The organism is Mycobacterium sp. 852002-30065_SCH5024008 (assembly GCF_001665645.1).
Lineage (GTDB): Bacteria > Actinomycetota > Actinomycetes > Mycobacteriales > Mycobacteriaceae > Mycobacterium > Mycobacterium paraffinicum.
This window is the reverse complement of sequence record NZ_LZSZ01000068.1, coordinates 83,372-102,179: the sequence shown is the minus strand read 5'-3', so window position 1 is coordinate 102,179 and position 18,808 is coordinate 83,372. Positions and strand designations below refer to the sequence as shown.

Annotated in this window: 14 protein-coding genes; 9 read left to right on the top strand and 5 right to left on the bottom strand. The window is 65.4% G+C overall.

Annotated features, from left to right (window positions below):
* Positions 1–591: 591 nt before the first annotated feature.
* The 5 genes from A5781_RS25830 to A5781_RS24900 all read right to left on the bottom strand — a co-directional run bounded on the left by A5781_RS25830 (position 592) and on the right by A5781_RS24900 (position 9,087).
* Positions 592–744: a hypothetical protein gene (locus A5781_RS25830; RefSeq protein ID WP_197503755.1), complete on the bottom strand. Its 153-nt coding sequence runs from the start codon at positions 742–744 to the stop codon at positions 592–594.
* 618 nt (positions 745–1,362) lie between these two features.
* Entirely contained in the window at positions 1,363–2,439 is a 1,077-nt protein-coding gene (locus A5781_RS08500; protein WP_255360809.1) for an alpha/beta fold hydrolase, read from the bottom strand.
* A 524-nt stretch (positions 2,440–2,963) separates the two neighbouring features.
* Positions 2,964–5,777, bottom strand: a complete 2,814-nt coding sequence (locus tag A5781_RS08495) for a LuxR family transcriptional regulator (protein WP_082939269.1) — start codon at positions 5,775–5,777, stop codon at positions 2,964–2,966.
* Between the two features lie 89 nt (positions 5,778–5,866).
* Entirely contained in the window at positions 5,867–8,659 is a 2,793-nt protein-coding gene (locus tag A5781_RS08490; RefSeq protein WP_067203776.1) for a LuxR family transcriptional regulator, read from the bottom strand.
* Between the two features lie 212 nt (positions 8,660–8,871).
* A complete protein-coding gene (locus tag A5781_RS24900) occupies positions 8,872–9,087 on the bottom strand; it encodes a hypothetical protein (protein WP_082939267.1) in 216 nt (71 codons plus the stop codon).
* 297 nt (positions 9,088–9,384) lie between these two features.
* Between A5781_RS24900 and A5781_RS08485 the strand changes: the two genes are divergently transcribed.
* The 9 genes from A5781_RS08485 (at position 9,385) to A5781_RS08450 (ending at position 18,790) form a co-directional block, all read left to right on the top strand.
* On the top strand, positions 9,385–11,112 hold the full coding sequence (locus A5781_RS08485; protein WP_304441369.1) for a sigma-54-dependent Fis family transcriptional regulator: 1,728 nt from the start codon (positions 9,385–9,387) through the stop codon (positions 11,110–11,112).
* A 315-nt stretch (positions 11,113–11,427) separates the two neighbouring features.
* Positions 11,428–12,102 carry a phosphoenolpyruvate carboxylase gene (locus tag A5781_RS08480; RefSeq protein WP_231990670.1) on the top strand — a complete coding sequence of 225 codons (675 nt, stop codon included), beginning with the start codon at positions 11,428–11,430 and terminating at the stop codon, positions 12,100–12,102.
* A 498-nt stretch (positions 12,103–12,600) separates the two neighbouring features.
* Positions 12,601–13,653, top strand: coding sequence for an alpha/beta hydrolase (locus tag A5781_RS08475; protein WP_067203772.1), 1,053 nt, complete (start codon positions 12,601–12,603; stop codon positions 13,651–13,653).
* A 25-nt stretch (positions 13,654–13,678) separates the two neighbouring features.
* A complete protein-coding gene (locus A5781_RS08470; protein ID WP_156624483.1) occupies positions 13,679–14,866 on the top strand; it encodes a PPE family protein in 1,188 nt (395 codons plus the stop codon).
* Between the two features lie 193 nt (positions 14,867–15,059).
* Complete coding sequence (locus A5781_RS08465) at positions 15,060–15,305, top strand: hypothetical protein (RefSeq protein WP_067203860.1); 246 nt, start codon at positions 15,060–15,062, stop codon at positions 15,303–15,305.
* On the top strand, positions 15,305–16,225 hold the full coding sequence (locus A5781_RS08460) for an NADP-dependent oxidoreductase (RefSeq protein ID WP_067203770.1): 921 nt from the start codon (positions 15,305–15,307) through the stop codon (positions 16,223–16,225). The genes A5781_RS08465 and A5781_RS08460 overlap by 1 nt, the downstream gene beginning before the upstream one ends.
* A gap of 19 nt (positions 16,226–16,244) precedes the next feature.
* Positions 16,245–16,691 carry a cupin domain-containing protein gene (locus A5781_RS08455; RefSeq protein WP_067203768.1) on the top strand — a complete coding sequence of 149 codons (447 nt, stop codon included), beginning with the start codon at positions 16,245–16,247 and terminating at the stop codon, positions 16,689–16,691.
* 84 nt (positions 16,692–16,775) lie between these two features.
* Positions 16,776–17,288, top strand: coding sequence for a hypothetical protein (locus A5781_RS26115; RefSeq protein ID WP_231990669.1), 513 nt, complete (start codon positions 16,776–16,778; stop codon positions 17,286–17,288).
* A complete protein-coding gene (locus A5781_RS08450; protein ID WP_067203766.1) occupies positions 17,285–18,790 on the top strand; it encodes an NAD(P)/FAD-dependent oxidoreductase in 1,506 nt (501 codons plus the stop codon). The genes A5781_RS26115 and A5781_RS08450 overlap by 4 nt, the downstream gene beginning before the upstream one ends.
* The last annotated feature ends 18 nt before the right edge of the window (positions 18,791–18,808 follow it).

Here is an 18,808-nt window from a genome sequence, read left to right as displayed (position 1 = left end):
CAGCTTGCGGTGGCGCCCCGCCGACAGTACGTCTAGCAGGGCGGCCCGGTGAACGAGCTGGGCCCCGATGGCCGGGACGTGCAGCTTGGTGGCGAGCAGCACTGCTCGCGCGGCGGCTTCTCCGGAGTCGTTGTCGCTGCGGCCAGCTGAGCCGGTCATGTCCGAACTCCGCAACTCCGTTGAACCCAGCAGCCGGGCGGGAAAAATCGGCTTTGACGCGCCGTGGCTGGGCGCTGGCGTCTCGGCATCCCAGTTATTCTCCGCAGGGTCGGGCGGGCTCATTCTGCCCGGCAATCGCGGTGATCCTATTGAATCAAATCCGTTCTCCTCGATCACCTCCGGCGCACGCCAGCGGTGCCCGTTTCGGCTGGCAGACGCACGTGCCGCCAACGGCTCGAGGATGTTCTCGTGAGCCGCGCTCACGCTGTGCCCGCTCACCGTATATCTCCTCTTTCCCCATCGATGGGATGACTGCTGCAACTCATGACACCGCGGCGAACGGATGGTGAGCGTCTCAACATGAGGTGATCGAGCGTCTCAAAGTGAGACACCGTGGTGGCGCCGGCAGGCGGCCCTCCGACATCTTCGCGCTCATGGTCGTCGGTTCACCAAGACATACCCACCGACGCCGAACACCACCGGGATCATCATCAACATTCCCAACACTGCGCTCATCATCGATTTCTCAATTCCTTTGCGTAGTTGCTCTTCGGCGCCGGTTCCCCGTTTGGCGGTGGCGATCACGGCGATTCAGAGCTCAATGACTACGTTGGCAGCGCGGGCACCGCCGTCACCATCGCCCAGCGGGTGATCTTTAGGGCCGGCTCGGTGTATGCCTAGTGGGCTTGATATTTGACGGACTGGTTAATCGCCAAGGGCGGATGAGTTGCGGCTATTAGGCGCGCGAAGTGATGGCGCTCTTGGCAAACGCCTTGTGCACGTGGGTCTTTACCGTGTGAGGGGAGGGTTGCAGTTGCTGCGCGATGGAACGGTTCGGCGTCGGTGAGGTTGTCGCACCCCGTTGTTGCCCGCGGGTGAGTGACGTTGCGTCGTAATCGTTCGGTAGCACGAATCATTCGATCATTTCGCTGACCGATCGTGCATCGCGCGCACAAACCGACCACAGCCGAGTTCTCAGCAAGATCGCAGCAGGGGACGCAATCAGAGTCATTGGGCCAAGAACTCTCGTTGATGAAGAACGTCACCGGCGAAAAAAACGGTCGTCACATTGAGTCCTTTTCATGGAATCCGGCGGGCTGAGACGCGCTCACCGCAGCCCCAGCCCGCCGAACGGTCAGATAGCCGACGACGTGTAATCGCCTGCGACGACTCCGAGTAAGGCGGAGGCTGTGCCCAGCCGGGTCATGACACTCGCTCCTCGACGTCGACGGGTGACGCCTTAAACGCCGAATCGCAATGGTCGATGGGGAAGTCGCCGCCCAGCGGGTTTTCCGACGCCGCGGAAGCGGCGGGGTCACAAGCTCCGGAATGGCCATAGTCGACGCTTACCTGGCTCCCGGCCGCGAGCACCGGGTCGCCGGCGGCGATGGCGGAGCTGATGGCTCCGGTGACCACCTGCGGGACTTCATGCAAGAGCGTATGTCCTGCGGTGGGCCGGTGGATGAGCGTAGCTCCGGGGATACCGTCGGCCAGCGCCCGCGCGTGCCACATCGGCGTGAGCTTGTCCGCTCCTCCACTGATGATGGTTGTCTTGGCCGTGATAGAGCTCAGGGTCTGAGTGCAGTCGTACTCCTTTAGACCGCGCAGGAAACCGACTTTAGTCGTCGACGGGGTGGCGTTGATGGCGGCCGCAGACATAGCGACCAAAGACTTCGGAGCGGCTTCACCGTATCCGCCATGTCGGGTCAATGCCGCGCAGACCGGCCGGGCGAGGAATTGAACTATCTCGTCGGTACCAATGCGCGGCATGCGGAGTACGAGGTGGTAGAGCATGCTTGCCGCGGGGGTGTTGAGCAGCCGGCCGAGACCGTGCGAGCAGAGGTTCCCCGCGGCAGTTGCGACGAGAACAAGGCTTTCCGGCTCAATGGGACGTTTGCTCGCTGGCCGGCGAAGATAGGCCAAGGCCGTCATGCCGCCCATCGAGTGTCCCGCCAAGGTGAGTGGGCCCGTAACACCAAGCGCGACAAGCACCTCGGCGAGGTCTTCGGCGAGTCGGTCGATCCGATACGTGTGCATCGACGCAGTGCCGGAGTCGCCGTGGCCACGGTGGTCGTAACTGATGATTCGGATGCTGTTGCCCCAGAGACGGATCAGCTGCGTCATCTGGATGTTCCAGGACTGCATGTTCGAGCAATAGCCGTGGAGAAGTACGACTGTATGGCCAGCGGTGTGAGATCCCCAGTCGCGAACGGACAGCGAGACGCCGTCGCTCGTGGTAACTATGCGGTTGCAGGCCGGCGATCGGCGCGTGCCGGGCATTCGCTTACGGCTGCATCGCGTTTGCGGCGTCTGTGGCGTCATCGCTTCACCAGACATGGCAGTGTTTCGGCGTGTGCATCTCGCGTGCGTTCTGCCAGACCCTGCAAACGATGTGGAAGAAGTAGCAGCAGGCGTTGTCCGGAGAGAATCAGGCAGCTCGGCATCGTCGTTGCCCCTCAGCTAGCTCGACTTGCCTGCGCATCGAGATCTACAGTCCTGCTTGCTGTTCGGTCAGCGAGCTGACGTGGCCGGCGGTCATCGGGACACCATCGCGTACCCAGCGAGACCGAACGCCACTGGCACCATCGCCAGCATTCCAAGCGCCGCATTCAACATTGTTCGCTCTTTCCCTCGTGTGCTCACCGGTATGTGGTTCGGCCTAGCTAGGCCGCCGCTTGGGTGAGAACGTAATTAGATGTCGACTACTACGGTCGTCGTTCGGACAGCGCAAAACCATCGCCCGAGGGTTGATGTTTAGGGCCCGATGGATGCAGTACTAGGCGGCCCCATATTTGACGTGTCAGTCAATTAGCGCCGCGTATGAGCTGGGCCAATTGGGTGCGGGAGGCAATGCCCAGCTTGGCGAATGCGTTGTGGACGTGGGTTTTCACCGTGTGGGGGGAGAGGTTCAGCTCGGTGGCGACGTCGCGGTTGGTCGCGCCGTGTGCGATGAGGTTGATGACCTTGAGCTCGGAGTCGGTGAGGCTGTCCCAGCCCGTTTTTGGCCGCTGGTGCGTGGCGATGCGCCGTTCCACCCCCAATCGGCGCAGCGCGCGGCCGACGCGGCGGGCATCGGCACTCGCTTCGCACTCGATGTAGGTGTCGAATGCCGCGTTGAGCTGGTCGATCGCCTCGGCGTTGCGCTGTGCGCGCGCCAGCTCGCCGCCGGCATCCTCGGCAGCGCTTGCGTAAAGAAGCGGGCGCGAAGACGAGCGAAGCAACTCCGCGGCAGCCACCAATGCTGGAGCGTCACGCCCGAGTATCCCGCGGGCATACTCCGCCACCCCTGCCAACAGCGGCACCGGTGGCTGCTCGCACTCCAGCATCTCGGTGGCCTGCAGAACCCGCGCGCGCAAGCCGGCATCACCGGCGGCTGTGGCCACCTGCGCACTCAAGATCAGCCGATCCAAGGCATAGACCTGCAGTGGTGTCCCGAGTAGGGCGATGTCACCGCCGAGCCAGCGCACCGCTTCATGAATGTCGTCGCGCTGCCACGCCGCAAGCGCGAGCACATACGCCGCTCCTCGACGGATGGCAGGTGAGCCGGTGGAGTAGGCATCGCGTGCCTCATTGGCCATCTGCTGCAACACGTTTCGGTCATCCGTCCGCACCGCCACCGAGGCCATAATCACGATGCGCAGCAGGTCCGGCTCGCTCGCGCCTGTCGGCTGGGGTGACGGCAAGGGCTGAGCCGCGTCGCGAGCGGCCGACAACCGGCCCGCAGCGAGGTGAACAATCCCGCCAATGACAGTCCACATATTGAGGACCATCGCGTTGCCTTCCCGGCGGGCCTGCCCTGCGCCGTCGGCGACCCGGCCCGCCGCGTCGTCCAACCGGCCCAACACTCCCAGTAGGATTGCGTAGTACATTGCGGCATAGTGATGCGCCAAGGCCGCATCATTCGTGTAGCCGAGCGAACAAAGCTGTTCGAGGCGGCCTAGGCCGCGGACCCTGTGCCCCTCACCAATGTCGAGCAAAGCGAGGGTGACCTCCGCCATGATCGTGGCCTCGAGATCACCGGTGACTGCCGCGGCGGCGGCAGCTTCGTCGGCCGCTGTGCGCTGTTGCCCTCTTTTGTCCTGCAACACAAGGTTGTAGGCCAGCCAGGCCAGATGTCGTGCCCGGGTGACCTCGCTGATGTCGCTCAACTCGAGTGCTCGGCGATTCTCCTCCGCCCGCCACTGGGTGCTGTGCTTGGTGTGCGCCGGGAGCCGGAGGCGGATCTCGGCCTCGACTTCGGGCGAGACCGCCTCTGAGAGCGCTACGACGGCTAACTCTTCGGCCTCGCCATGACGGCTGGCCCTGTTGAGCCATTCCACCGTTTCCGCGACCAGGGATCCATGCTCGGCGTCGTCGGCGGGCAACAGCTCCAACGCACGCTTGCTCAAGTCCGCGGCCCCACTCGCATCGCCGCGGCCAACCGATTGGGCGGCTTGCCGCAGTGCCTCGATAGCCTCCCGGTCTCCCGGCTCGGCGCTGCGTGCCAGCTGCGTAGCCACCTCGGCCGGGGCCGCGCCGATACTCAGCATGACCGACGCCGACTGGCGCTCCATCGCCCGCCGCAGCGACTGCGGCAACGCCTGCCGCGTGGCCTCACGCAGCAAGTCGTGTCGAAATCTCAACTGCTCACCGTCGTCGACGAAAAGATCAGCGCGCAGAGCCTCCTCCAGCGCCGACAGCAAGGAGACCGGGCGGCGGTCAAGCATCGCGGCCAACAGCCCGGCCGAGAACCGGTCGGGCAGCACCGCGGCCACCCGCACCACCTCCGAGGCACTATCGGAGAGCACGTCCAGGCGCTGCTGCATGCCGACGCCCAGCCGCCGCGGCAGTCCATATCCGGTGGCCACCACCCGCCCGCCGGTGACAGTGAGCCGGTCCTCCTCGCCCAGCCCCGCGACCAGCTCACGGACCAGAAACGGATTCCCGTGCGCCTTGGCGGCCAAACTGAGCAGCGACGCATCCGCCCTCGCCCGCACCGCGTCTTGGACCATGTCGGCCACCGCGTCCGGCGTCATGGCCGCCAATCGCAAGAATGTGGCATTCGCGCGGTGCAGTACTGCCAAGGTCTCCTGCACCGCCGGCCCGCCGGCCCCGGTGCGGGCGGTAAGCACCCACAGCACTGCCACATCCGGCCGCACGGTGGCCAGCGACCGCAGCGCCAACAGCGTGCCGTTATCGGCCCAGTGAATGTCCTCCAACATGATCGCCAGCGGGGTTTGCGCCGCCGTCGCATGAATCGCTTCGGCCAAGTCGTGCACCACCCAGTAGCGCAGATCGGCCGAGCCGCCGAGTCGGCGCAAGGCCTCGGCGTCACCCACCGGCGGATCGGCGTTCAGCGTGGCCATGAACAGCGAGAAGAATGGCACCGTCTGCTGATATTCGAACGCCTCCCCGAACAAGGTGCGCACACCGCGCTTGTCGGCCAGGGTCAACACCTCGGTCAGCAACCGACTCTTGCCGATGCCGGGCGGGCCTTCGATGACCAGCACGCCCCCGCGCCCCTGGGCCACCGCGGCAACCAGCGCGCCGATCAGTTTCAGCTCGTCTGCCCGCCCCCGAATCGGCGGAGTGACCAGCGGCTGACCGCCGATATCAAAAACGCCGGTTGAAGGCCCCACCGGGTTGTCCTGTCTACCGTTTGCCGGACCGCCACTGCGGTGCTCGTCATTGTAGGCCCGCCCACGTCATCCACCCGATCTGCCGTCGGTCAATCAGCGCCGCGCATGAGCTGGGCCAATTGGGTGCGGGAGGCAATGCCCAGCTTGGCGAATGCGTTGTGGACGTGGGTTTTCACCGTGTGGGGGGAGAGGTTCAGCTCGGTGGCGACGTCGCGGTTGGTCGCGCCGTGTGCGATGAGGTTGATGACCTTGAGCTCGGAGTCGGTGAGGCTGTCCCAGCCCGTTTTTGGCCGCTGGTGCGTGGCGATGCGCCGTTCCACCCCCAATCGGCGCAGCGCGCGGCCGACGCGGCGGGCATCGGCACTCGCTTCGCACTCGATGTAGGTGTCGAATGCCGCGTTGAGCTGGTCGATCGCCTCGGCGTTGCGCTGTGCGCGCGCCAGCTCGCCGCCGGCATCTTCGGCTGCGCCTGCGTAAAGAAGCGGCCGCGAAGACGAGCGAAGCAACTCCGCGGCAGCCACTAATGCCTGGGCGTCACGTTCGAGTATCCCGCGGGCGTATCCGGCGACCCCCGAGAACAGCGGCACCGGTGGCCGTTCACGCTCCAGCGCCTCGGTGGCGTGCAGGACACGTGCGCGCAGGCCGGCATCACCGGCAGCCGAGGCCACCCGTGCGCCCAAGATCACCAGATCTAAGACCTCAGGCGTGAGCGGTGTCCCAAGTAGCGTGATATCGCCCAGCCAGCGCATCGCGTCATGGACGTCGTCGCGCTGCCAGGCCGCCAGCGCGAGCACCTGCGCCGCCGCCCGGCGTACCGTCGATGCGCCGGTGGGATAGGCATCACGGGCCTCAATGGCCATCTGCTGCAGCAAGTTTCGGTCACCGGTATGCACCGCCACTTCGGCCAGAAGGGCCATGCGGATCATGTCCAGGTCGGTCGCGCCTGTCCGCTGTGGGCGCGGCAGGGATTCAACCTCGGCGCGAGCTGCGGACAACCGCCCCGTCGCGAGATGGACCCAGGCGGCGATATTGGCCCAAATATCAAGGGCCATCGCGTTGCGCTCCCTGCGGGCTTGCTCTATTCCGCTTTCGATCTGGGCTGCCGCGTCGTCCAATCGGCCGACCACCGCCAGGAGGTTCGCGTGGTGTGCTGCGAGCAAGTCATGGGCTGCCGTCGGATCACTCGCGCGGGCGAGCGCGCAAGTCTCTTCGAGGTGGCGTAGGGCACGGTCCGCATACCCATCCGCACAATCGAGACAAGCGAGGGTGACATCGGCCACGATCTTCGACTCGAGATCACCAGTCGCTTTAGCAACCGCGGCAGCCTCGTCGGCCGCCCCGCGCTCTTGTCCGCGTTGGTCGAACAGCAGGTTGTACGCCAGCAGGGCCAGATGCCGCGCCCGGGTGACTTCGCCGATTCCGCCCAACTGCAGCGCTCGGCGATTTTCCTCGACCCGCCGTTGGGCACTGTGCGTATTGATCGTCGGGAGCCGGAGGCGAATCTCGGCCTCTTCCTCCGGCGACGCCGCCTCCGAGAGCGCCGCGACGGCCACTTCTTCTGCCTCGCCGTAGCGGCTGGCCCGGTTGAGCAACTCCACCGTTTCAGCGACCAATGACCCGTGTTCAGCGGCATTGGCGGGCAACAGTTCCAACGCACGCTTGCACAAGTCCGCGGCCGCACTTGCATCGCCGCGGCCCACCGACTGAGCGGCCCGCCGCAGTGCGCCGATCGCCTCTCTGTCCCCGGGCTCGGCGCTTCGCGCCAGCTGGGTGGCCACCTCGGCGGGGGCCGCTCCCATGCCGAGCATGACGGACGCCGACTGGCGCTCCATCGCTCGGCGCAGTGACTGGGGTAAGGACTGCCGGGTGGCCTCGCGCAGCAAGTCATGCCGAAATCTCAGCCGCTCACCGTCTTCCAGGAGCAGATCCGCACGCACTGCCTCCTCGAGCGCCGACAGCAATGAGGCTGGCGACCGTTCCAGCATCGCGGCCAGCAAGCCAGCCGAAAACCGGTCGGGCAGCACCGCGGCCACCCGCACAAGCTCTGAGGCCGCGCCGGAGAGCAGCTCCAGCCGCTGGTGCATCGTTGCGCCCAGACGTCGCGGCAGCCCGTCTCCGATGACTGTCGCGTGGCCGCCGGAGAGATTGAGCCGGCCCTCCTCGCCCAGCCCCCCGACCAGCTCGGTGACCAAAAACGGATTCCCGTGCGCCTTGGCGGCCAGATCCAACAGCGGCGCATCCGCCCTCGCCCGCACCGCGTCTTGAACCATGTCGGCAACCGCATCCGGCGTCATCGCCGTCAATTGCAAGAATGTGGCGTTCGCGCGATGCAGCACCGACAAGGTTTCCTGGACCGCCGGCCCACCAGCGCCGGTGCGGGCGGTCAAGACCCACAAAACAGGCACACCCGGGCTCACCGTGGCGAGCGACCGCAGCGCCAACGCCGTGCCGTTATCGGCCCAGTGGATGTCCTCCAGCACAATCGCCAGGGGGGTTTCCGCGGCCGCCGAGTAAATCGCGTCGGCCAGATCGTGCACCACCCAGTAACGGAGATCCGCCGAGCCGCCCAACCGGCGCAAGGCCTCGGCATCACCGACAGGGGGATCCGCCCGCAGGGTCGCCATGAAGAGCGAGAAAAATGGCACCGTCTGCTGGTACTCGAACGCCTCGCCGAATAGCGCCCGAACACCGGCGTTCTCGGCGAGCGCCAAGACCTCGGTCAGCAAGCGGCTCTTCCCGATGCCCGGCGGCCCCTCGATGACCAGTACGCCCCCGCGGCCCTGAGCGACCGCCTCGATCAGCGCGCCGATCACCTTCAGCTCGCCCGCCCGCCCACGAATCGGCGGTATGTGCACGTTGCCCGACGCCCTCGTGGTGCTCACGCGAACCGCCGCCCCCCGACGTGAAGTAGGCGGGCGGAAGACCTCCCCGTTGTGTCGTCCACAGTTCTCGCCACCATTAGCGCTGGTAGCCAGTGTAGGCGTATTCCTCTGACCGATCTCCTGCGCATAGGCGAGACGCAGCGGACCGCGACCGGGATTGTGGGTGTCCATCGAGTATGCCTCGAAAAGCCGCTCTGGTTCCCGGCCCGATCTCATGCTGCCACCTGGACTTCCACAGAGAGGTAGTCGGCTATTTCGTGTGTTGCAGGCCAGTCACCATCGCGCACCGCTCGGCTGAGCAACTCCACTAATGGACTGCAGGCGCCCAACTCGGCCAGCCATGAGGCCACCGTCTCAAAGATTTGATCAGCTTGGACGCGTACGGCGCGGCCGTCGTGCAGGCGATCGGTTAGCTGATAGATAGTCATTTCTCCACGCCTTTTCGCTGGCTTGTGCCGGAATGGCCGACGCGGATCGCCTGACGACCGAGCCGCCGTCGCGTTCGACGCTGTGTGCCGTTGCTGCTTCACCGTCACTCCTCGATCGGTATTAGCTGACATGACCAATGACACCGCCGCGGGCGTAGACTGAACGTCTCAATCTGAGCAGCGTTGTGCGTCTCAATGTGAGACGCCGGTATTGGGGGCGGCTGCACCGCTCGGTCCGGGAGCGAGGTCCATGCGTCGATGAGCTTGCGGGGCGACGTCCCAACCGACGTTCGCCGGGTGCGGGAACAGTTCTTGTGCGAGGGCGCCTTGGAGGCAAAGACCTTGCCCCCAAGCGTGCTGGAATCTTGGCGTCGCTCGCAGGCGCTGCACCTAGACCCCGATCGCGTCGAACTGCCCTATGTGCGCGAACCCGATAGGGGTTCAAGGTTGTCGCGCGCGGCCGCGCCAGTCCTGCAACGGGTCGCCGATGAGCTGGCTGCCCATACTGTCGGCGTTCTCCTGACATCGACCGACGGCGTGGTGGTTGATCGGACCGCCCCAGAAGTGTCCGTCCTCAACGCCTTTGACACGACTAGCATCGCACCGGGCTACAGCTTGTCTGAAGAGGCGGCGGGCACCAACGGAATCGGCACCGCGCTGGAGACTGGACGGCCCGCATTCATCCGCGGCGGTGAGCACTATGTCGCGATGTGGTTCGGTTTCGCGTGCGCGGGGTCGCCGATCCGTGACCCGATAACGGGCAGAATTATCGGCGTCGTCAATCTGAGTTGTCTGTCTGTCCAATCAGATCCACTGTTGCTCGCGCTGGCGACCAGCGCCGCTCACCAAATTGAAGATCGCATGCGCGTGGTGGCTCATGAGGGTGAGACGGCACTGTTGGAGGCGTATCTGCGGCAGGCACGGCGGTCTTCGAGCGGGGTCCTTGCGATGGGTGGCGACGTGGTGTTGATGAACCCCTATCTGCGTCGGACACTTCACGGTAACGATCAGACTGCGCTGCTCGAACATGCCTCGGATCTACTCGGCTCCACGCTCTCGGGCACGGCGCTGGCTGTTCTGCCAAGCGGGCACATCGCCAAGATCACTGCCGCCGACCGCTCGACGATATGCGGTAGCCGGACCAATGTCGTTTTCCACGTTGATCTCTCTTCCCAGACAAGCTCGCAGCGCCCTCAAATCGGCCACTCGGCGCACACTCGAATCCCTGGCCTGGCCGGTCGCGACGGCGCCTGGCTGCGCTGCTGCCAGGAGGTGCGGCAGTGCTGCAGCGACCGTCACTGGGTGATGATCGAGGGAGAGAAAGGATCTGGCCGGGCGCGGCTAGCCCAGGCGGTGGGGCAGCACGTCAAACCGGGCCGAACCGTTCGGGTGCTGCGCGCCGAAACGTTTTCCAGCGTTACGCGTCTCGTCGCCGAGCTGGCGGCTGCGTCCGGCGATGAGGACTTCGCGGTGGTAATCGCCGACGTGGATGCCTTCGATGACGACACACTCGAATCGATCACGTCGATGCTCGGCACCCGCGCAGGCCGGGGGTGGATCGCGGCGACCAAAAGTTCCGCGCCTCCTTCCGCACCGATTAAGCAGATGCTGCCGCTGTTCACCCATACTGTCACGGTGCCGGCGCTGCGACACAGGATTGACGACCTCAAGGAATTGGTGCCGCTTTTGCTGCGCGAGATTACCCGGGGTGCTGATGTGGAGCTGGCACCCGATGCTATGCGCCAACTCAGCAGGCTGCCGTGGCCGGGCAACGTCGCGCAGCTGCGGCGGGTTCTGACCGAAACCGTTGCCCGCCAACGATCGGGCATTATCAGCGCCGACAAGTTGCCACCGGAGTGCCGCTCGATCACGCGGCGGAAGCTGACCCAAATGGAAGCCCTTGAGCGCGACGCAATTGTCCGTAGCCTGCAAGACAACGGCGGCAACAAGCAAGAGGCGGCTCGCGCCCTGGGAATGTCGCGGGCGACCATCTACCGCAAGATAAACGACTACGGCATCGCGTAACACCCGTACGCTGCCGGGCCAAACGCATTGGTCACCAACATCATCGCGAAGCGCCGCGTCCGTCGTCATTTGCTCCCCCAAGCTCCGGATGTCAAAGCGGGGGCGGCCGCCCGCGCCGCGGCCCTCTGCGGCAACCCGATGAACGGGCTGCCCGCTTCCCGATTCGCACCGCGCCGCCGCCTCGACAAACCGGGTGTCAGGTCTGATATCGGCTGACTGCGTGGGCGCCATTGCGAATACGTAATGTCTAGCGAGGTTTTGCCCGGCTGCTCGCAGCACTCGCCAAATCGCCCGGGTGAATCAATTTGCCGGGTGATGACCACTCATCCCACCTCAATGAATGCTGGCGAACAGATCGCGAGCGGAGGGTACGCGGAGCCGACCATCTACCGGATTTGCGTTCGGGGCCGCATACGCGTGCAACGGGTCGCGATGACAGTGGACAACCTTGCTGCGTTGATCACCGCGGAACCCATCGCCACAAATTGGAGAAACCAGATGAAGCCACGCGAATTTCGACGATCGCCTGCTGAATACGGCTCCGGCGCCGCGCGGACACCATGGCTGCTGCATCGAATGCGGGACGCGGCCGCCATTGCCCGGCGTTGGGCGCATCGGAAAGGAGATGCCGCGATGGACACCGTCCCGGCGATTGACGATCAACTTCACGCGCTGCGGCCCATCTGCAGTGCCCAGGGGGTGTCGAGCGGCACCGCATGCGGTGCGCCGGCGGTAGCGATCGCCGAGATACACGCGATCGACGAATGCGACCAGATGGGGCTCACCCCGGACGGCGACCTCGTCGAGACGCTCTGTCAAACCTGCCTGGAAATCGTTCAGTGGGCGATGGCGACCTACGTGGGTGACACACGCGAGATGGCGTCTCGATGTGGCACCCACCCGGCGTGCACAACCTGCGGGCGCCCCACTGGATATTTGCGCAGCGTCTTCGCTGCGCGTCCGATCGGGCTCGCGGGGCTGACATCGTGAGTCGACTACGCATTGCCTCCCTGTTTCTGGCTGTGGTTTCCGGGGATTACGCGGCCCTCAGGCTGATTTATGGTCAACTAGCCGATTTCGGCGTCGCCGTCGCCGTTTGCGCGGGATCCTTGGTCACGGCGGGGTTGATCTCCCATGCCGACAACCGGCGCCGGAAGGCGGTGGCGCGGGGACGAGCGGCCGTCTGGGAACGCCGTGACCAGCAGGCGGCCGCTTCCGGCCAACGGTGCCCGTCATGCGGGGGTGCAGGCCAGAAATTCAGTGAATCACCAAGCTTCGTTGATCGGCAGGGTGCGCGCTTGTGCAATGCATGCGCGCCGGCCCTCAACTCAGGGCCGGCACGATGAGCCCACGGCCTGTCTCGGCGCCAGTTCTGCTCGGTGAGCAATGCGAACGGGCGCGGCGAGGGACGGCGAGCGACGCCTTCACGTCACGTGAATTCGGTTGGGGTCGTGGGGCACCCGATGACCCGGGCGTGGAAGTGCTGACATGAGTGCACCCGCCGCCGTACCGGGTTCGTCGCGGCCCAGTCTAAGAGCAGCCCAGGCACGAAATTCTCGACCGTACCCCGTCCGAGCGGACGCCGTCGTTGACGTCATCCCGGACGGTCCGAGCATGGCCGCGCGCGTCGCCTGGCTGAGCGCCCGGCTGATGATCCGGCCCGTGTTGGGCGTGGGCAGCTACCTGCCCTCGGCGCCGTGGCCATGGGGCGTCGTCGATTTCACCGCCCGGGCGATCACGCCGGCACCGGGCACGGTGCGCACCGGGACCGAACTCACGCACTGCACCGCGCAGCTGATCCGCGCGGCCGGCGTGCTACCGGCCGACGGAACCGGCCGGGTTGTGCTGTATCTGCACGGCGGGGCCTTCCTCACTTGCGGCGCGTACTCGCACGGCCGACTGGGGAGCACGCTGTCCGGTTTCGCCGACAGCCCGGTGTTGGTACCCAACTACCGGAAGATTCCCAAATATTCGATCGGCGATGCGATCGACGACTGCTACGAGGGCTACTCGTGGTTGCGCCGAAAAGGATATAAGCCCAACCAGATCGTGCTGGCCGGTGATTCCGCCGGCGGCTATCTGGCGCTGACGTTGGCTCAACGCCTGCTCGAGTGCGGTGAACAGCCCGCCGCGCTGGTGGCCATGTCACCGCTGCTGCAACTGGCCGCACAACCTAAAACGACGCACCCCAACATCGGCTCGGATGCGATGTTTCCGCCGAGGGCGTTCGACGCCTTTCGTAGCTTGATCATCCGCGCCGCAGCACACCGTGACGCCGACGGGCATTCCGACGGGCTCTACGAGCCGCTCGATCACATCTATCCGGGCCTGCCGCCCATGTTGATCCATGTGTCCGGTAGCGAGGTGCTGCTGCACGACGCGGAGTTGGCGGCTCAACGACTGGCCATCGCTGGTGTACCCGTCGAGGTACAGGTATGGCCGGGCCAAATCCACGTGTTCCAATTCGCTGCGCCGATGATCCCCGAAGCCACCCGCTCGCTGCGCCAGATCGGCGACTACATCCGCAAAGCGACCGGATAACCAAGCGACCCTGAGGTTATCGAAGATGGATTTCGGGGCGCTGCCACCAGAAATCAACTCCGGCCGCATGTATTCCGGCCCGGGCTGCGGGTCGATGCTGGCTGCCGCAGCAGCTTGGGACGGGCTGGCCGCCGACCTGGATTCCACGGCGGCCTCCTATCAGTCGGTGATCTCGGATCTGACCGGCGCAGCATGGCTGGGTGCTGCATCGGTGGCGATGACGGCGGCCGCCGCGCCCTACGTGGCATGGGTGACCACGACCGCTGCGCTGTGTGAGCAGGCCGCCGTCCAGGCCAGGGCCGCCGCCGCCGCGTTCGAGGCCGCGTTTGCCATGACGGTGCCCCCACCGATCATCGCAGCCAACCGCGCGCGGCTGATGTCGCTCATCGCGACCAACATCCTCGGGCAAAACACCCCGGCGATCGCGGCGACCGAAGCCGAATACGGCGAGATGTGGGCCCAAGACGCCGGGGCAATGTATGAGTACGCCGGCGCGTCGGCCGCCGCTTCGGCGCTACCCCCGTTCACCCCGCCGGCGCCCACCACGAATCCGGCAGGGGCCGCCGGCCAGGTTGCTGCGGTTGCCGATGCCAGCGCCACGCCGGCCGGCACCGCGACCCAGACCGTCATGTCGACGGGCTCGCAGCTACTTTCGGCGATACCCGGTGCAATCCAGGGGCTTGCGGTGCCTGCACCCGCCGCCGGGGCTGCTGTCCCAACATTGTTGCAATTGCTGGGCTTACTGAGCCCGGTGAACCTGACCGTTGCATCGGCGTCGACGGCCATCACGTCGACGGGCATGGGCGGGTCGTATGCGGGCCTGGGATATGCGGTGCACTACGACCCGGACGGTGCAAGCAAGATGGATGCCATTCTGGCACGCCTGGGAGCGATTGCGGGGGACCCGGCAACAGGGGAGTTTGCGTCACCGGGTCCGGCAGAGCCGGGGGCGGCCGGCGGCGCGGGACCTGCGTTGTCAGCGGGTTGGGGCCGGGCCTCCTCAATCGGCGCACTGTCGGTGCCGCCGAGCTGGGCCGCGGCCACTCCCACGATCGGACGCGTATCGGTCGCATGGCAGACCACCCTGTCCGGTGCCGCCCCGGCGGTCGTGGCAACGGGCTCGGAAAGCATGCTCAACGAAATGCTCTTGGCGAGTATGGTCGTGCGCGGCATCCGGGGTGCTCCCCGTCAGGGCCGGCCACGATCAAGCTAGCGGTGTCGGGGCGCCCGCCCGGCAACGACGACGGGCCCGGCACCGCGCTGGGTGTGGCACAACGCCGGGCGGCCCGACCGTGGTGGCCCCGCCCCGATGCCTTTCCGCTCACCCGGGTGAATTCGCTCGCCGGGTGATGACGGCTCACCCCGCGCCGGTGAATTCTGATCGGCAGCTGGCGAGCGGAGGGCAAATGCGGCCGACGATGTACCGGATCTGCATTCAAGGCCGCGTGACCGAGCGGCTCGGGTCCGCATTAGAAGGAATGCGGTTCGAGGCCGGTGCGACCGAAACGGTGTTCACCGGTGAAATCCGCGACCAGTCACAGCTTTACGGACTCCTCGACCGGGTCCGTGATCTAGGCCTTGAGCTCGTCAGCGTACAACCGCAGTCCGCGGCCGGCCCCACGACAACAACCCGCATCAGGAAGGACCTGTAATGCAAGCCATCACCGTTTCAGACCGCGACGCCGGTATCGCCGGCCTGTCGTTGACGGACCTGCCCTACCCCCAGGCGGCCGACAATGACGTCGTCGTGCGGGTGCACGCAGCGGGCTTCACCCGCGGGGAGCTTGACTGGCCGCACACCTGGATCGACCGTGCGGGCCGCGACCGGACGCCGAGTGTGCCCGGCCACGAGCTGTCGGGCGTCGTGGTTGAGTTGGGGTACGGCACAACCCTTTTGAGCGTCGGTCAGCGGGTGTTCGGGCTCGCGGACTGGGCCCGCAACGGCTCGCTCGCGGAATACGTCGCCGTGGAGGCTCGCAATCTCGCACCGCTGCCGGCGGACATCGACCATACGGTGGCCGCGGCGCTGCCGATCTCTGGGTTGGCCGCCTGGCAGGGCCTGTTCGACCACGGTCGCCTCGCCGCCGGACAAACGGTTCTGATCCACGGCGCCGCGGGTGGGGTCGGGTCGATCGCGGTGCAACTCGCCCGCGAGGTCGGAGCGCGCGTCATCGGTACCGGTCGGACCGCCGACCGAGACCGGGCGGAGGAGTTCGGCGTCCACACCTTCCTCGACCTGGAGACCGAGAAGCTGGAGGACGCGGGCGAAGTCGACGTGGTGTTCGACGTGATCGGCGGAGATATCCTGGCCCGCTCGGCGGCTCTGGTGCGGGCCGGCGGAACGCTCGTCACGATCGCCGAGCCGCCGAAGACCCTGCCGAGTGATGGGCGGGCGATCTTCTTCCTGGTCGAAGCCGACCGCGCCCAGCTCGCCGACCTCGCCGCGCGAGTAAGGGATGGACGCCTGAAGCCGGTCGTGGGTAGCGTGCTGCCACTCGCCGAAGCTGCCGCCGCATTCGCTCCCGGCAAGCGTATTCCCGGCAAGACGATTCTGCGCGTAGCTGAAGACTGAGAAGGAAAGGCAGCTGAAAATGGCGTTAAAACTGCCACTCGCCGCACTGACTGTTGCGGTGATGCTCGCGCCTGCGGCCCATGCGGAGCCGGCGCCAGAGAACTCGGATCAAAATCCGGTTGTCCGACCAGTTTTCAATCAACCAACAAATGTTCCGGGCAAATCACTTGAAGCAGTGACCGTCAGCTATCCGCCCGGAGCGAAAAGCGGAGCTCACCACCACGCGAAATCGGCGTTCATCATGGCCTACGTGATCTCCGGAGCGATCCGCAGCCAAGTCGAAGGTGAGCCTGCACGCGTCTATCACGCCGGTGAGACGTGGAGTGAAGCCCCCGGCGCACACCACACGATCAGTGAAAATGCCAGCACCACGGAACCTGCTGAACTACTCGCAGTCTTCCTACTCGATACGGGCGACGCCCCGCTCACCACGGCCGACAACGCGAAAAGTGAGGCGTCGCGTTAGCGATCCAAAAGTTTGGATTGCTCGACATCAACGACTTGACGACATCATCCATCTCCGCAATACGACACACAGCTGGAGCAGTCCATGCACACGCATGATCCGAGCCGGGTTGTCCGGATAGCCCTACGATTTTCGCTCGCGGCGGCCTTTCTGTCCGCTGTTGCCGACCGATTCGGTTGGTGGAAGCCGTTTGGGCAGGGTAGCTGGGGGAGCATGGGGGCTTTCGCCGGCTATGCCCACCAGCTTGTTCCGTTTGCTTCTGGATGGTTATTGACCGTCGTTGTGTGGGCTGCCACCGCCACCGAAGCGACCCTGGCAGTCTTGCTGCTGGCCGGCTCGCGGCCAAAACTCGTCGGCATGGCGACTTGCTTGGTGCTCATAATATTTGGAACCGCGATGGCTGTATCCCTCGGTATAGAATCGCCGCTTAGCTACAGTGTGTTCTCCGCAGCAAGCGCAGCCGCGGCCTACGCGATACTTGGCACAACACCGCCGCCTGCACCACACACCCCTGGCGCCTCCTCCAGTCCGGACACTCGCAACCGTCGCCAGCCAATACAGGCTTCCGTAGCGGTCATCGGGAGTGACGGTAGATGAAGGCCGGCAAAGACTTCGACGTGGTCGTCGTGGGCGGCGGGGTCGGCGGCGTGGCCGCCGTGCGGAAGCTTGCGTCGGCAGGCTTTGCGGTAGCGCTCATCGAGGATCGTCTGGTCGCGGGGGAGTGCCATTACTGGGGCTGCAACCCGAGCAAAACACTGCTTCGTCCGATCGAGGTGTTCAATCTAGCGAAGGCCGTTCCTGGTGTGCGAGAGGTCGTTTCGGACGAAGGACTGGACATTGCGGCCGTCTTCGCCAAACGCGACGCGATCATCGAGCACCTCTCGGACCAAGACCGAACAGCATCATTGCGGCAAGCGGGTGTAGCAGTGCTTCATGGGTTCGGCCGGTTGAGCGGCGAGCGAACAGTGCGGGTGACGTGTGCCGATGAGACCCAAGCCGTTTTGGAGGCACGCCACGCGGTCGTTGTGGCCACCGGCACACGTCCTAACGTGCCGGAGATACCGGGGTTGGCGCAAGCACGCCCGTGGACCAATCGGGACTTGACGACCATGACGGAAGTGCCACCTCGCGCGCTGGTGGTGGGTGGCGGCCCCGTCGGTGTGGAGTTCGCGACTATCCTCACCGGTTTGGGCTCGGCGGTAACACTTCTGGTACGCGGGAACGCTCTGCTTCCCGGCTGCGAACCCGAAGCCCGCGACCTGGTCGCGCAGTCACTGCGAAGCAAAGGCGTCACGATCCACTTTGACACGGAGTTGTCGGCGGTAGCCCGCCCCGTGGCGGGCGGGCCCGTCACCGCGACTTTCGACGGCCAGGCCATCGAAGTAGACGAGGTCGTCCTGGCCGCCGGACGGCGCACCAACACCGACGACATTGGACTGGAAACCCTTGGCCTGCCAAGCGGCGGGTTCGTTTCTGTTAACGACCATCTCCAGGCGCTCGACGTCACAGGCGACTGGCTGTACGCCTTGGGCGATACCACCGGGCGTGCTCGGTTGTCGCATATCTCCACCTACCACGGCCATCTCGTGGCCGACATCATCGCGGCGCGGGCCGCGGGGCGAGAACTCAAGGAGAACGAGTTGGCCGCCCGTGATGCGGGCAGCCTTGCGCAGGTTATCTTCACCGAGCCTCAAGTCGTCAGGGCGGGCCGCTCAGAAAGTCAAGCTCTAGCAGAAGGATTCGTGGTGCGGACGCGAACTGCCCGTTACCCCGGCACTCTGTCATTCCTGGCCCTTTTCCGGGATGGTTTCCAGGGATGGGCGAAGTTGGTCATTGACGCCGAGACGAACACACTGCTCGGGGCGACATTTGTCGGCCCGGAGTTCTCCGAATTAGTGCAGGCAGCCACCCTGGCTATTGTCGCGAAGATTCCAGTCAGTCTCCTGCGCCATGCTGTCGCGCCACATCCGACGGTCAATCAGGTCTGGGATCTGCTACTCGACCAAGAGTCCGAACTTGCCCCGTTACCGGAAAACGGGAGGCAGAGAACACAGGACAACAATGGTCAAGCGAATCACCTTGTTTATCAGTCTGGTTAGACAACGATTCTTAAGGAA

Excerpts from the sequence above, each read along its gene's own strand:
- A5781_RS08500 (WP_255360809.1), bottom strand. The coding sequence starts at position 2,439 with ATGCCCGGCACGCGCCGATCGCCGGCCTGCAACCGCATAGTTACCACG.
- A5781_RS24900 (WP_082939267.1), bottom strand. The coding sequence starts at position 9,087 with ATGACTATCTATCAGCTAACCGATCGCCTGCACGACGGCCGCGCCGTA.
- A5781_RS08480 (WP_231990670.1), top strand. The coding sequence starts at position 11,428 with ATGACCACTCATCCCACCTCAATGAATGCTGGCGAACAGATCGCGAGC.
- A5781_RS08475 (WP_067203772.1), top strand. The coding sequence starts at position 12,601 with ATGAGTGCACCCGCCGCCGTACCGGGTTCGTCGCGGCCCAGTCTAAGA.
- A5781_RS08470 (WP_156624483.1), top strand. The coding sequence starts at position 13,679 with ATGGATTTCGGGGCGCTGCCACCAGAAATCAACTCCGGCCGCATGTAT.
- A5781_RS08465 (WP_067203860.1), top strand. The coding sequence starts at position 15,060 with ATGCGGCCGACGATGTACCGGATCTGCATTCAAGGCCGCGTGACCGAG.
- A5781_RS08460 (WP_067203770.1), top strand. The coding sequence starts at position 15,305 with ATGCAAGCCATCACCGTTTCAGACCGCGACGCCGGTATCGCCGGCCTG.
- A5781_RS08455 (WP_067203768.1), top strand. The coding sequence starts at position 16,245 with ATGGCGTTAAAACTGCCACTCGCCGCACTGACTGTTGCGGTGATGCTC.
- A5781_RS26115 (WP_231990669.1), top strand. The coding sequence starts at position 16,776 with ATGCACACGCATGATCCGAGCCGGGTTGTCCGGATAGCCCTACGATTT.
- A5781_RS08450 (WP_067203766.1), top strand. The coding sequence starts at position 17,285 with ATGAAGGCCGGCAAAGACTTCGACGTGGTCGTCGTGGGCGGCGGGGTC.